The following is a 13,557-nucleotide window of genomic DNA, read 5'->3' on the forward strand; positions in this document are numbered from 1 at the left end:
TCGCAGGCGTACCGGGGCAGGCGCCGCGGGAACACCGCGTCGCGTGAACGCCGGGCCGCGACGCCCGGCCGCGGCCGGACCGCCGTGCGGTGCGCCGCACGGCGGACGCGAGCCCGCCGGTGGCGGCGCTCAGGCGCTCGCGCCGGGCGCCGGCGGGACGCGACCGGGCCGGCCGCCGGAACGGCGGAGGGCCGGGGAACGGCGAAGGGCCCGGAACCATTGGTTCCGGGCCCTTCGCCTCGCGCCTCGTGCGGTGCCGGGCGCGCTCGCTCGCGCTAGTCCTTCTTCGGCTCCTCCAGACGCGGGAACAGCACCGCGCCCTTCGTCACCGTCGACCCGGCGGGCAGCTTGCCCCACGCGCCGGCCTCCTGGACCTTCTGGTCCGCGAGGGCGCCCAGCGGGGCCTCGGCGCCGAGGGAGTCCCACAGCTTCTGGGACGTCTCCGGCATGACCGGGTTCAGCAGGACCGCCATCGCGCGCAGGGACTCCGCCGCCGTGTACAGGATCGTCGCCAGGCGGGCCTTGCCCTCCGGGGAGTCGTCCTTGGCGACCTTCCACGGCTCCTGCTCCGTGATGTAGCCGTTGACCTGCTTCACGAACTCGAAGACGCTCAGGATGCCGCCCTGGAAGTCCAGCTCCTCGCCGATCTTCCGGTCCGCCTCCGTGACGGCCTTCGCCAGACCGTCCTGGACCGCCTTCTCCGCCTCGCCCGCGGCCGTGGCCTCGGGCAGCGCACCGCCGAAGTACTTGCCGACCATCGCCGCGACGCGCGAGGCCAGGTTGCCGTAGTCGTTGGCGAGCTCGGACGTGTACCGGGCGGTGAAGTCCTCCCAGGAGAACGAGCCGTCCTGGCCGAACGCGATCGCGCGCAGGAAGTACCAGCGGTACGCGTCCACACCGAAGTGCGAGGTCAGGTCCTGCGGCTTGATGCCGGTCAGGTTGGACTTCGACATCTTCTCGCCGCCGACCATCAGCCAGCCGTTGGCGGCCACCTTGCCGGGCACCGGCAGGCCCTGCGCCATCAGCATCGCGGGCCAGATGATGGCGTGGAAACGCAGGATGTCCTTGCCGACGAGGTGCACGTTCGCCGGGAAGGTCTCGTCGAACTTGCTCTGGTTGGCGCCGTAGCCGACCGCCGTCGCGTAGTTGAGCAGCGCGTCGACCCACACGTAGATGACGTGCTTCTCGTCCCACGGCACCGGGACGCCCCAGTCGAAGGTCGACCGCGAGATGGACAGGTCCTGCAGGCCCTGCTTGACGAAGTTCACGACCTCGTTGCGGGCGGACTCGGGCTGGATGAAGCCCGGGTTCGCGGCGTAGAAGTCGAGCAGCTTCGGGCCGTACTCGGAGAGCTTGAAGAAGTAGTTCTCCTCCTTGAGGATCTCCACCGGCTTCTTGTGGATCGGGCACAGCTCGGTGCCGTCCTCGGCCTCGATGAGGTCGCCGGGGAGCTTGTACTCCTCGCAGCCCACGCAGTACGGGCCCTCGTACCCGCCCTTGTAGATCTCGCCCTTGTCGTACAGGTCCTGCACGAACTCCTGCACCCGGTCCGTGTGCCGCTTCTCCGTGGTGCGGATGAAGTCGTCGTTCCCGATGTTCAGGTGCTCCCAGAGGGGCTTCCAGGCCTCCTCCACGAGCTTGTCGCACCACTCCTGGGGCGTGACGCCGTTCGCCTCCGCGGTGCGCATGATCTTCTGACCGTGCTCGTCCGTGCCGGTGAGGTACCACACCTTCTCGCCACGCTGACGGTGCCAGCGCGTGAGCACGTCGCCTGCGACGGTCGTATAGGCGTGGCCCAGGTGAGGAGCGTCGTTGACGTAGTAAATGGGGGTCGAGACGTAATACGCCTTCGCCCCCTGCTTCTCGGATCCAGTGGCCGCCATGGTCGAAATCCTATCGGGCCCACGAAGATCGACTCACACGCGTTCGCCGGGCGTGCGTGGATGTGCCCGGATGCGCACAGGTGCCCGGGCGCTTGTGCGCGCCCGGGCAACTGCGGGGTCCTACGGGGACGGGCTACGGGCGCCAGGTCCCGAGGATGCCCTCGAACAGCTCCGTGTGCCCGAGCTCCAGAGGCGCGGGGCCGGCGTTGAAGTACGCGGCGTTGTCCACCTGGAGCTTGCGGAGGTAGTCGAAGGCCTTGGCGTCCTGCTCGCCGAACGCCACGAACTGCCAGAACACCGGCTTGCCGGCGGCCGCCGCGAGGGCGGCGTTGGCAGCGGTCCTCGACTCGGGGGCGCCGTCGGTCTGGAAGATCACGAACGCGGGGAGCCCGGTGCTCTTCTTGGCGTGCAGGGCGAGGACCTCCTCGATCGCGAGGTGGTAGTTCGTACGCCCCATACGTCCGAGCCCGGCGTGCAGCTCGTCGACGCGGCCCTCGTGGGCGTCGAGGGTGAGTGTGCCGGTGCCGTCGATCTCCGTCGAGAAGAACACGACGTCGACGGTCGCGTCCGCGTCGAGATGCGCGGCGAGCGCGAGCGCCTGCTCGCCGAGGCGCTGGGCGCTGCCGTCCTTGAAGTACGGGCGCATCGAACCGGACCGGTCGAGCACCAGGTACACATGGGCGCGCGCCCCGGTGAGCTGCGCCTTCTCGAGCGCGGCGCCGGCGGCCTCGTACGCCTCCACGATCCGCGGCGCCCGCGCCTTGACCGGCCCCGCCTCATTGACAGCCGCGCCGCCACCGACGACGGGTGCGTCGTCGGCGGGCGCGTCGGCGACGTCCGCGACAGGGGCGTCGGCCTGGGGTGCGGCGTCCGCAATCGGTGCGTCCGTTTCGGAGGCGGCGTCGGCGACGGCCGCGTCGGCCTCGGGGGCGTCGTCTGCGACGGGCGCCTCGGCCTCGGGGGCGTCGTCTGCGACGGGCGCCTCGGCCTCGGGAGCGGCGTCCGCGATCGGTGCGTCGGCTGCTGCGGCGTCGTCGGTGACAGGCTCTTCGGCCTTGGGGGCGGCGTCGGCGGCGGGCGCCTGGGCCTGGGGGGCGTCGTCCGCGTCAGGTTCGTCCGTTTCGGGGGCGTCTTCAGCGACGGGCGCGTCGGTCGCTGCCGCGTCGTCCGCGACGGGCGCCTCAGTCTCCGGGGCGGCGCTGTCTTCCGCAGCGGGGGCGTCCGCCGCGGGTTCGTTGTTCTGCGGCTCGGGGGCGTCGGCCTGCGGCTGCTCGGCGTCAGCCTCGACGGGCGCGTCGGCCTCGGGCGCGGCGTCCGCGATCGGTGCGTCCGTTTCGGGGGCGGCGTCGGCGGCGGGCGCGTCGTCCGCGAGAGGGGCGGCGTTCGCCTCCTCCTCCGCGGCGCTGTCTTCCGCAGCAGGGGCGTCCGCCGCGGGTTCGTTGTTCTGTGGCTCGGGGGCGTCGGCCTGCGGCTGTTCGGGGTCAGCCTCGGCCTCGGGGGCGTCGGCCGGGGCCGGGGCCGTGGTGGCGTCCGCCGCGGAAGAGCCGGACGTGAGGCGGTCGGCCTGGGCCGGGACCCGGCGCGGGGTCGGGTTGTCGAAGGCAGCGGTGACCAGGTCCGACACCCGCTCCGAGGGCGCCTGCGACGGGACCGTCGTGGACGACCCCGTAGAGGCCTTGGCCGACGCCGCGGCCCCCACAGACGCGGACGCGGACTCGGACGCGGACGTGGTGGACGACGTGTCCGTGGCCGGTTCCGTGCGCTCGGTCTGGGCGGGAACGGAGGCTGCCGCCGACTCGTTACGCTCAGCACGGTCGCGTCCGAACACCTTGCGCAGCAAGCTCCGAATACTCATGGGCGAGGCCTTTCGCATGAGTTGGGTGCGGTGAGTGTCCGCTCCTGCCCGGGCAACGCAGGCCAGGGCGGACACGTAAGGTTAGCGGCCGCCCCGCCCGCTCTCGGGGAGGGCACCCCAAAGCGTCGTACGCACACCCCGACCGCGCCCCGTCCGCGCCGCATTCATCCGTCGTTCATCTCGCGTCCGCCGCTGTGCACATGTCCGCGCTTAACGTCATGGCCGGAATCATTCCGACACCATGTCGGCGCAGGCTGCGCCGAAGGAGGACGAAGTGCGCAAACTGCTGCCGCTGTTGAACATGGCCCCGCACGCGGGCGGACGTTCTGCCCTCACCTGCCGCTACCGCTGTGGCGACGCCTGCTTCCACGAGGTGCCCAACACCACCGACAACGAGTACGTCGGTGACGTCATAGCGAGCGCTCTGTCGCGCCGTTCGATGATGCGTGCCGCCGCGGTCGTGACCGTGGCCGCCGCGGCCGGCGGCGCGGCCGTCGTACAGGGGGCGACCCCCGCCGCAGCCAAGGGCCACGGACACGGCCACGCGCCCGGCCGCCCCGGCAGGGCCGACGGCGCCCGTGGTCTGCGCTTCGCCCCCGTCGCGCCCAACACGGACGACAAGGTCACCGTCCCCGAGGGCTACGCCCAGAGCATCGTGATCCGCTGGGGTGAGCCCATCCTCCGCGGCGCGCCCGCCTTCGACCCGGACAGGCAGTCGGCGAAGGCGCAGGCCGGCCAGTTCGGCTACAACAACGACTTCCTCAGCCTGCTCCCGCTGCGCGGCGAGCACGGCCGCCAGGTGCTCGTGGCGAACCACGAGTACACGGACGAGGTCCTGATGTTCAAGGGCTACGACTCCGAGAACCCGACCCGCGAGCAGGTCGAGATCGCCTGGGCCGCTCACGGTCTGTCCGTCGTCGTGGTCCAGGAGGAGCACCGCTCCGGCAAGCTCTCCCCCGTGACCCGCCACCCGCTCAACCGCCGTCTCACGGCGACGAGCGAGTTCGAGCTCACCGGCCCGGCCGCGGGCTCCGAGCTGCTGCGTACCAGCGCCGACCGTTTTGGCCGGACCGTGCTCGGCACGCTCAACAACTGCGCCGGCGGCACCACCCCGTGGGGCACGATCCTGTCGGGCGAGGAGAACTTCAACCAGTACTTCGCGAACGGCTCGAGCGCCACGGACAAGCGCTACGGCGTCGGCTCGGGCGCCACCGAGCGCAAGTGGGAGCGTTTCGACAGGCGTTTCGACCTGAAGCAGGAGCCGAACGAGGTCCACCGCCACGGCTGGGTCGTCGAGCTCGACCCGTACGACCCCGACTCCATGCCCGCCAAGCGCACCGCGCTGGGCCGGTTCAAGCACGAGGCGGCGCAGCCCCGGCTCACCGACGACGGCCGCCCGGTCGTCTACATGGGCGACGACGAGCGCTTCGACTACTTCTACAAGTTCGTCTCCTCGAAGCGGATGAAGAAGGGCAGCAGCCGCGCCGCGCGCGAGCACAACCGCACGCTCCTCGACGAGGGCACCCTGTACGTCGCCAAGCTCACCGGTGACTCCCCGGGCGAGATCGACGGCACCGGCAAGCTTCCGAACGACGGCGAGTTCGACGGTTCCGGCGTGTGGATCCCGCTGGCGACGGGCGACGTGTCGCACGTGCCCGGCATGACCGCCGAGGAGGTGTACGTCTTCACCCGCCTGGCGGGCGACAAGGTCGGCGCGACGAAGATGGACCGCCCGGAGGACGTCGAGCCGAGCCCCCGCACCGGCCGGGTCTACGTCGCCCTCACCAACAACTCCAAGCGCGGCACGGACGGCAACCCCGGCGTGGACGAGGCCAACCCGCGCAACAGCAACAAGCACGGCCAGGTGCTGGAGCTGGCCGAGCACTGGGACGACCCGACGTCCGACGGTTTCGCGTGGCGCCTGTTCCTGGTCGCCGGTGACCCGGACGACCCGGCCACCTACTACGCGGGCTACCCGAAGGACAAGGTCAGCCCCATCTCCTGCCCCGACAACATCGCGTTCGACCCGTACGGCAACCTGTGGCTGTCCACGGACGGCAACGCCCTCGGCAACCACGACGGCCTGTTCGGCGTCGCGACCCACGGCGAGCGCCGCGGTGAGCTGAAGCAGTTCCTGACCGTGCCGACCGGCGCGGAGACCTGCGGTCCGATCATCCAGGACCGCCGTGTCCTGGTGGCCGTGCAGCACCCGGGCGAGGTCGACGGCGCGTCGGCCGAGAAGCCCGCGAGCGCCTGGCCCGACGGACCGGGCAAGCCGGTCCGCCCGTCGGTCGTCGCCGTCTACCGCAAGGACGGCCGCGACATCGGCGCGTGAGTCACCCGTTCACGGGGTGGCGCCCGTCTGCGCGCGCCACCTCGTGAACTGCTCGGCGGCGTCTCCCGTGTACGCCCACGGGAGATGCGCCGCACGGCGGCCCAGCAGCCGGAACAGTCCGCCGGCCTCCAGCCGCAGTCCCGCGTGACAGGCCGCGTGGACGAGGTAGTTGAGCTCGCCGACCTCCTGCGGTGCGACCGGCCCGTCCGTACGCCACAATATCCACCGCTCCCAGGTGCGGCGGATCTCCGTGACCGCCAGTTCGTGCTTCCAGTGCTGGTCGAAACCGCGCACCACCCGGCCCTGTGCCGCGTCGGAGACGTACCGGTACTCCTCGGCACGGGCGATCTGCACCAGTACCGGCAGCGGCGACCCGGGCGGTGAGGCCCCGGCCGCGTTCCGCGCGAAGTCGTACATCCTGCCGTGCGTGCCGTGCCAGCGAGCCGAGTGGTAGCGCAGCAGCTGCACATGCCCCTCGACGTTGTACGGGTCGCGCCGGCGCATCTCGTCCCACCATCCCCGCAGTTCCCGCCGGGGCACCCCGTCCTCGTACAGACGGGCCACCGTCAGCAGCGACACCCACGGCATCGGGTCGTCGGGACGGGCGTCGGCGGCGGCGAGGCAGGCCGTCACGGCGGCGTCGAGCCGCGCCCGGTCGGTGCCGGCGCCGCGGCCCGCGGCGATCGCCCGCTGGAAGACGCGCACCACCTCCGTCGCCGCGCTCAGGACTGCCGCGTCCGCGCCGGACGGCTCCGCCGCGCGCCAGCTCTCGGCAGCGGAGGAGCCGGCCGCGGCGTGGGCGAGCAGCCGGATCCGGTGGGTGCGCAGTGGCCAGTCGTCGGCTGTGTCGCGCAGCAGGTCGCGGACGCCCTGCCACCTGCCGATGACGATGTCGTGCAAGGCGTCGGCCAGCGGCCGGTCCCCGAAGGCGGGATCGAAGTCGGGTATGAAACGGCGGCGTACGGCCATGTGCGGCACTTCCCTCGACGGTGCAAGCGTGCGACTGGCGTTCGGAGGTGGCCGGCGTACGGGGCCGGTCGGCCGGCGGGGGGCGTGGATCGTGGGGGTGACGTTCAGAAATCCGTGGCCAGTGCCTTGTCCGTGTAGTCCCCGCCGTGCGGGTCGCGGTCCGGGGCGCCGCCGGGGGCGAGCGCCCGGGCCGCGTCCAGCCTGGCCGGCCGGTAGTACGTACTGCCGCGCCGCCAGTGGACGACCATCGGTACGACGCCGGCGGCGAGACCGCCGAGACCGATCGCGATCGACGCGCCGCTCAGCTCACCGAGCGACTCGAAGAAGATCCACAGCATGAACAGGGCGCCGGCCAGCGGCCACGCGCCGCCGAGCACGAAGTCCCGTACGGAGCGCAGCAGCGTCCTGCGGTACGCGACGACGGCGGCGATCCCGGCGAGCCCGTAGTAGAAGGCGATCTGGAGCCCTATGGCGGAGACCGCCGCGGCGACGACGTCCCCGACCGAACCGAACGCCGTGGACCCCACGAACAGGGCGAGCGCGACGCCACCGACCACCGTGACGGCCACCCACGGTGTCTTCCAGCGACGGTGGACCAGGCCCAGCGCGGCGGGCATCGTACGGTCGCGGCCCATCGCGAACAGCGAGCGGGTGACCTGGATCAGCGTGGTCTCCAACGTGGCGACGGTCGACAGCAGCACCGCCACGACGAGCAGTTTGCCGCCGACGCCGGGCCAGACGGCCGCCCCCAGCACGGCCAGCACGTCCGCTCCGGCCGCCTGGATCTCCCCGGACGTCAGGACGATGTTGACGGCGATCGTGAACGCCTCGAACAGCAGGAGGACGACAGCGACACCGATGAGCGCGCCGAGCCCGGCCGTGCGCCGGCTGTCGCGGGTCTCCTCACTGAGGTTGCTGGTGACGTCCCAGCCCCAGAAGTAGAAGGTGGCGATCAGCGCCCCGGAGGCGAAGCCGGCCGTCCCCTCGAAGTGGGAGAAGCCGAACCACGACCAGTCGAACGCGGCGGCGGCTCCCTCGTGCAGCAGAGCGGCTCCGACGAAGACCAGCAGGATCACCATCTCCACGCCCGACATCAGGAGTTGGGCATGCACCGTCAGCCGCGCCCCGCCCAGCACGACGAGAAGCATCGCGAGGAACCAGCCTGCCCCGACGGCCGTCGCGAGGGCCGTGTTCCCGGCGAGCGCCGGATCGAAGAGCGCCAGCGTCATCGCGCCCGCCGGCAGCGACCCCGCGACCATGAAGAGCGTCGTGGAGACCACCAGCGCCCACCCGGAGAGAAAACCGAGGAACGGGTGGAGGGTGCGCCCGACCCAGGAGTACGCGGCGCCCGCGTTGACGTCGATGCGGCCCAGCCTGCCGAAGGCCAGGACGATGCCGAGCATGGGGATCGCGCAGTACAGCAGCGCCGCGGGGCCCGCGAGTCCGACCGTGGCGACGAGCACGGCCGTGGTGGCCGCGATCGAATAGGCAGGGGCGCTGCCCGCCACGGCCATGACGGCGGTGTCGAAGGTCCCGAGGACACCTGGCCGAAGCCCTCTGCCGGAGCTGCTGCGCATGGAAGTCTCCGAATGCCCTTGCGCCCGGCGGGCGCTGACGGCACATCACGACATCAAAAAGGGGTTGCCTGACTGCGGAGGGAGCGCCTCCGTCGTAGGGGATCGTGCGCATCGTAGTCGGATGTGTGCGCTCCGGTGAGGGGAGGGTGCCGCCCCACCCGCGCCCGGCCGTGCGGGGCCGTTCGCGGGCGCCGGGTCGTAGAGTCGGAGGCATGGCTGCAGAGGGAGCGTCCGCGTCAGGCGAGCAGACCGTACGGGTCGACGTCTGGATCTGGTCCGCACGGCTCACCAAGACCCGCTCGCAGGCCTCCGCGGCCTGCCGCGCGGGCCACGTCCGTGTCAACGGTGACCGCGTCAAACCCGCCCAGTCGCTGCGCGTGGGTGACCAGGTGCGCATCTTCCACGCGGGGCGTGAGCGCATCGTGGTCGTCTCGAAGATCCTGCGGAAGCGGGTCGGCCCGCCGGTCGCGGTACAGGCGTACGTGGACAACAGCCCGCCGCCCCCGCCGAAGGAGTTCACGGCCCCCGCGGCGGTACGGGACCGGGGCGCCGGCCGCCCGACGAAGCGCGACCGACGCGAGCTGGAACGCCTTCACGGCGGACGTCCGAAGCCCTGATCCGGGCGTGCCCCGGCCGACGGCCGGGCTCAGCGGTCCGGGGAAGGGGACGCGATGGCTCGTGCCGCTCTGACCTCCTGGCGCAGGGGGGCCAGCACGCCCTCCTCGTCGCCCGGCAGGTCCGCCCGTACCTCGACGAGGACCTCGCTCGAGCGCAGCCCGTCCGCCAGTTCGCGCAACTGCCGCTCGATACCGGCGACCTCGGCCGGGCCGGGAGGCTCGGCTCCGTGGTCGACCCGGACCCGGGCCGCCGTCGTCGCGTCCACGATCCGCTCGACGGCCACGACCAGCGGCCACCAGGCCGCGGCCCGTCTGCCGGTCGGCGGCGGTTCCGTCAGGGCGCGCTGGAACTCCGAGCGCACCGAGGACAGGTCCCGGTAGATCCGCCGCCGGGCATGCGCCCGTTCCGCCTGCTCCGGGCCGCCGAACGCGCACGCCACATAGCGGGCCGTGTCCTCGACGCACTGCGCGAGCCGGTCCCCGATCCGCGTGTGCCAGCTCTCCGGCCACAGCAGGTAGCCGGCGACCAGGGCGATCGCGCACCCGAGGAGACTGTCCACCAGACGCGGGAGCACCAGATGGAAGCCCTGGTGGTTGAGGATGTCGGAGAGCGTCAGGATCACCGGGGTGATCGCCGCGGTCTGGAAGGCGTAGCCCTTCACGGAGAACGCCGGAATGAGCGCGGCGAGCACCATCATCACCGGCACGTCCCACCAGCCGCGTTCGACGGCCGCCAGCACGGCGGCCGCCACCAGCAGGCCCGCCGCCGTGCCGAACGCCCGCAGCACCGCGCGGGAGAACACCGAACCGAAGTCCGGCTTGAGGACGAACGTGACGGTGAGGGCCACCCAGTAGGAACGTGTCACCGGAACGAGGGAGACCAGTGTCTGCGCCAGCCCGATGCAGAGCGCGAGCCGCAGCCCGTAACGCCACGACGGCTCCGACAGCAGCATGGTGCGGACCGCGCGCCGTGCCCGGACGCCGAGCGAGGCGGGCCGGCCGAGCCGGTCGTCCATGACCGCGGGGTCGGGGCCCTTGCCATGGACGACCGCCGACGCGTGGCGAACAGCGCTGTTCACGGCGCGGTCGGCAGGGCCCTCGGGGATGGGGAGGTTGAGTTCGGGGGCACTGCCACGGCGCCGCTCCACCGACGTGGCCAGCTCGCGCACGGCGGAGGCGATCTCCGGCCGGCGCGAGGCACGCCCGTACAGATGGGCGGCGGCGGCCGCCTCGACCAGCGGGACGACCACGTTGAGCTGGGCGAGCAGCTGCACCAAGGGGCTGCGGCGCCCGTGGTCGCGGGCCCGCCGGGCGAGGATCAGGTCGTACGAGGTGTTGAGCGACCGGGTGACCTCCTGCCGGCGCGCGTCGTAGTCGGTGGTGCCCGCCGCGGCCAGCAGCTCGGCGACACTGCGGTACGTCTCGACGACCGCCGACTGCTCCGGTACCCGCGCCCGCCAGGGCCAGCCGAGCAGGGTGAGGAAGAGGACGAACAGTCCGCCCAGCGAGAGCAGCAGCGGGGCGTGCCACCAGGGGCCGGGCATCGGCAGCCCCGCTCCGACCACGGCGTTCAGCAGGAGCAGGAGCCCGGACACGGAGGCCACCGCACCGATCGAGGAGATCATGCCGGACACCAGCGCGACGAGGGTGAGCGCACCGACCGCGGCCCAGCCCTCGCCGTACACCAGTGTGCCCAGCGTGACGCCGATCGCGCCGAACAGCTGCGGCACGGCGATGTTCAGCAGACGCATCCGGTAGGCGTCGGCGGTGTCACCGATGACGCCGGACAGGGCGCCCATCGAGACGAGTGCCCCATACTCGGGGCGTCCGGCGGCGAGCCCCACGGCCAGCGGCGCGGCCAGGGCGACGGCCGCACGGCCGACGGCGGCCTTGGGGACGGGCGCCGGCGCGGGCCGCAGGCCGTGCGTCAGCCAGCCCGGCGGCGTCAGGCGTCCCGTGTGTCCCCCGGTTCGGCCCTCGCGTCGTCCCATGGCATCAAGAGACCCCGTACGGACCATGGGGCGCAAGCCCCCGCCGCGGCCGGCCCGGTGCGGGCCCCGTCCTGCTCAGCTGCGGTAGTTCTCCACCTCGTCCGCGGGCCGTTCCTTCACCGTGCCGGGGTCCTCGCCGAACTCGGCCTTGGCGCGGCGCCGCCGCAGCACGTCCCAGCACTGGTCGAGCTGGATCTCCAGCTCGCGCAGCCGGGCCTGCTCGTCGGGGTCGAGGCCCTGCCGGCCGGTGGAGCGGTCCCGCAGGGCGCGCTCCTCGGCGACGAGGTTGCCGATGTTGTCGATGATCTGTTCGTCGACCTTCGCGTTGCTCTGCTCATGGTCCATGGCGTCCGCTCCGTGACGGTAGGTCGTGCTCGGTGCCGCGTGCTCACCGGCGGTTCCTGCGGTTCCTGCTGTGCGTGCGCCGCGCGGTGCGGTGTGCGCGGTGCTCAGTGCTCTCGGCTCGACTCTCGCGCGCGCGGGCCGTCAGCGCACATCGTGCAGTTCCAGCTCCACGAGCAGCGACCGGTGGTCGGTGTTGGGAAGGTCCAGGAAGCGGGCCTCGCGTACCGAGAAGTCCTCGCTGACCAGCACATGGTCGATCTGGGTGCCCAGCGGCCCGCTCAGGCCGGCCGGCCAGGACGGCGTGCGGGCCGCCCCGGCGAGGGTGGCGCTGTCGCTCAGCCGTCCTGCCCGCAGGATGCGGCGGAAGGCCACGTGGTCCTGGCCCGCGTTGAAGTCGCCGGCGACGATGCTCGGACCGTCTTTCGCACCGGCCGCGTGGTCCCGCAGCAGGCCCAGCTCACGGCGCCAGTCGTCCACGGCGTCCGGTACGGGCGGGAGGGGGTGGGCGAGCTGGACGGTGACCCGGTGCCCGGCGACGTCGACGACGGCCCCCGGCATGGCCAGCGCGCCCTCGACCCCCGGGGCGGGTCGCAGCGGATGCCTGCTGAGGGTCGCGGAGCCGGACGCCGCGCTGCCGGCGACGACGTTGCGGTACGGGTAGTCGGTGCGCGGCACGTCCGACGCGAGCGTGCCGGCGCAGGCCCGGTCGCACTCCTGCACGAACACCAGGTCGGGCCGGTCCCGGCGGACCGTCTCCACCAGCGCGTCCGTCGCCTGCCCGAACTCGACGTTCGACGTCAGTACCGTGAGCCGGGCGACGACCGGGCCCGGCGGTTCGTCCGTCAGGCCGGTGTCGTACGGCCTGACGAACCACCCGATGAGGGCGAGCACCGCGACCGCCCAGCCGGCGAGCAAGCGCCGCCGCGCCAGGAGGCGACCAGCAGGGCGAGGGCCGCGGGCAGCAGCAGCCACGGCAGGAAGGCCAGCAGCTGCGGTACGGGCGTGACACCGTCCGTGTCCGCGGCGCGGCACGCGGCGACGGCGGTCGGCACCACGAGCAGCAGCACGGCGAGCGGGCCGCCGCCGCGCCGGGCCCGGTCCGTCGTCTCCGGGGTCGCCCCGCCCCCACCGGCCTCCACGTGTGCCCTCTCCGTCCGTCCGTACCCCGAGCCTGTCCTCCCTGTGAGGAGTGAGACGCGGACCGGGGCGGATCCGTTGCGAGCGGCGCGGACGGGGCCGACGGCGCCGTGGCGGTGGCGCGGCGGCCCGGCCGGGAGGGAACCGTCCCCAGGACTTGCCCGCGGCGGCGTGCTGGTGTGCCCTGAAGAGGGGGCGCGGGGGGACAGGGAAGGAGTTCTCTGCCATGGCCGCACACGCAGCGATGCCGCACCGGCGGCGCCGGGCCCACGAGCCCCGGCACCACACCCCTCTCGCCTGGGCACTTCCCGTCGCCTTCGGTCTGACCTTCGGCATCTGGGCCGCCGTCATCAAGCGCGTCGAGGAGGGCGGGGTCGCGACCGGCGGCCAGTGGGTCCTCGGCGTGGTCACCGCGGTGGTCCTCGCGGCGCTCGCCTTCGGGCTGGGCCGCATCCAGCAGCGGCTGCCGCGTGAACTGCGCGCGCTGGCGTACGGGGCGCTGACGGCCGTGACCATCGGCTTCCTGACCAGCCTGGGCGGAGGGAGCGTGCTGAGAGCCGCGGGGATCGGGGTCGCGGTGGGCGCGGGTGTGGGCGCCGCGCTCTTCTACTTCTACTACACGCGGGAGTGACGCCGGCGGCTGTCCGACCGATTACTTCGGGTTACTTCGGGCATCGGATCGCGTCTGCACCGAACGGACGGCGAGAAGGAACCGAGGGACGGACGAACGGACGATGAGTACAGATCTGGCAATGTACAACCGCAAGTGACGCCGCAGCCGCCCGAAACGGTGCCCCCGGAATTTCCGGGGGCACCGTCGCTTGACCTTCCCTCCGGGGGAAAGCCCA

General features: G+C 72.6%; 11 protein-coding genes. 3 read left to right on the forward strand and 8 right to left on the reverse strand.

Annotation, left to right across the window (positions count from 1 at the left end; genetic code table 11):
• Window positions 1–275: 275 nt before the first annotated feature.
• Together metG and OGH68_RS19080 are read right to left on the reverse strand one after the other, a co-directional pair.
• Window positions 276–1,883 carry a methionine--tRNA ligase gene (gene metG / locus OGH68_RS19075; protein WP_264245573.1) on the reverse strand — a complete coding sequence of 536 codons (1,608 nt, stop codon included), beginning with the start codon at window positions 1,881–1,883 and terminating at the stop codon, window positions 276–278.
• A 133-nt stretch (window positions 1,884–2,016) separates the two neighbouring features.
• A complete protein-coding gene (locus OGH68_RS19080; RefSeq protein ID WP_264245575.1) occupies window positions 2,017–3,738 on the reverse strand; it encodes a VWA domain-containing protein in 1,722 nt (573 codons plus the stop codon).
• 274 nt (window positions 3,739–4,012) lie between these two features.
• Here OGH68_RS19080 and OGH68_RS19085 point away from each other — a divergent pair, with 274 nt between their 5' ends.
• Entirely contained in the window at window positions 4,013–6,073 is a 2,061-nt protein-coding gene (locus OGH68_RS19085; protein WP_264245577.1) for a PhoX family protein, read from the forward strand.
• A gap of 9 nt (window positions 6,074–6,082) precedes the next feature.
• On the opposite strand, the gene OGH68_RS19090 is transcribed toward OGH68_RS19085, so the two are convergent.
• Entirely contained in the window at window positions 6,083–7,042 is a 960-nt protein-coding gene (locus OGH68_RS19090) for a hypothetical protein (RefSeq protein ID WP_264245579.1), read from the reverse strand.
• Between the two features lie 104 nt (window positions 7,043–7,146).
• A complete protein-coding gene (locus OGH68_RS19095) occupies window positions 7,147–8,619 on the reverse strand; it encodes an APC family permease (protein ID WP_264245581.1) in 1,473 nt (490 codons plus the stop codon).
• A 212-nt stretch (window positions 8,620–8,831) separates the two neighbouring features.
• Between OGH68_RS19095 and OGH68_RS19100 the strand changes: the two genes are divergently transcribed.
• On the forward strand, window positions 8,832–9,236 hold the full coding sequence (locus tag OGH68_RS19100; RefSeq protein ID WP_264245583.1) for an RNA-binding S4 domain-containing protein: 405 nt from the start codon (window positions 8,832–8,834) through the stop codon (window positions 9,234–9,236).
• A 29-nt stretch (window positions 9,237–9,265) separates the two neighbouring features.
• Here the strand turns inward: OGH68_RS19100 and OGH68_RS19105 are convergent, their stop codons facing one another.
• The 4 genes from OGH68_RS19105 to OGH68_RS36170 all read right to left on the reverse strand — a co-directional run bounded on the left by OGH68_RS19105 (window position 9,266) and on the right by OGH68_RS36170 (window position 12,711).
• The gene (locus OGH68_RS19105; RefSeq protein WP_264245585.1) at window positions 9,266–11,227 is read right to left on the reverse strand and encodes an FUSC family protein; all 1,962 of its coding nucleotides are present in this window, start codon (window positions 11,225–11,227) and stop codon (window positions 9,266–9,268) included.
• A 75-nt stretch (window positions 11,228–11,302) separates the two neighbouring features.
• Window positions 11,303–11,572 (reverse strand): DUF2630 family protein, encoded by a 270-nt coding sequence (locus OGH68_RS19110; protein WP_264245586.1) that lies wholly within the window; start codon window positions 11,570–11,572, stop codon window positions 11,303–11,305.
• 141 nt (window positions 11,573–11,713) lie between these two features.
• A complete protein-coding gene (locus tag OGH68_RS19115) occupies window positions 11,714–12,463 on the reverse strand; it encodes an endonuclease/exonuclease/phosphatase family protein (RefSeq protein ID WP_319020221.1) in 750 nt (249 codons plus the stop codon).
• Window positions 12,415–12,711 (reverse strand): hypothetical protein, encoded by a 297-nt coding sequence (locus OGH68_RS36170; protein ID WP_319020222.1) that lies wholly within the window; start codon window positions 12,709–12,711, stop codon window positions 12,415–12,417. Before OGH68_RS36170 ends, OGH68_RS19115 begins: the two co-directional genes overlap by 49 nt.
• A 224-nt stretch (window positions 12,712–12,935) precedes the next feature.
• Here OGH68_RS36170 and OGH68_RS19120 point away from each other — a divergent pair, with 224 nt between their 5' ends.
• The gene (locus OGH68_RS19120; RefSeq protein WP_264245589.1) at window positions 12,936–13,340 is read left to right on the forward strand and encodes a hypothetical protein; all 405 of its coding nucleotides are present in this window, start codon (window positions 12,936–12,938) and stop codon (window positions 13,338–13,340) included.
• Window positions 13,341–13,557 lie beyond the last annotated feature (217 nt).

Source organism: Streptomyces peucetius (genome assembly GCF_025854275.1).
In the GTDB taxonomy this organism is placed as follows: Bacteria; Actinomycetota; Actinomycetes; order Streptomycetales; family Streptomycetaceae; genus Streptomyces; species Streptomyces peucetius_A.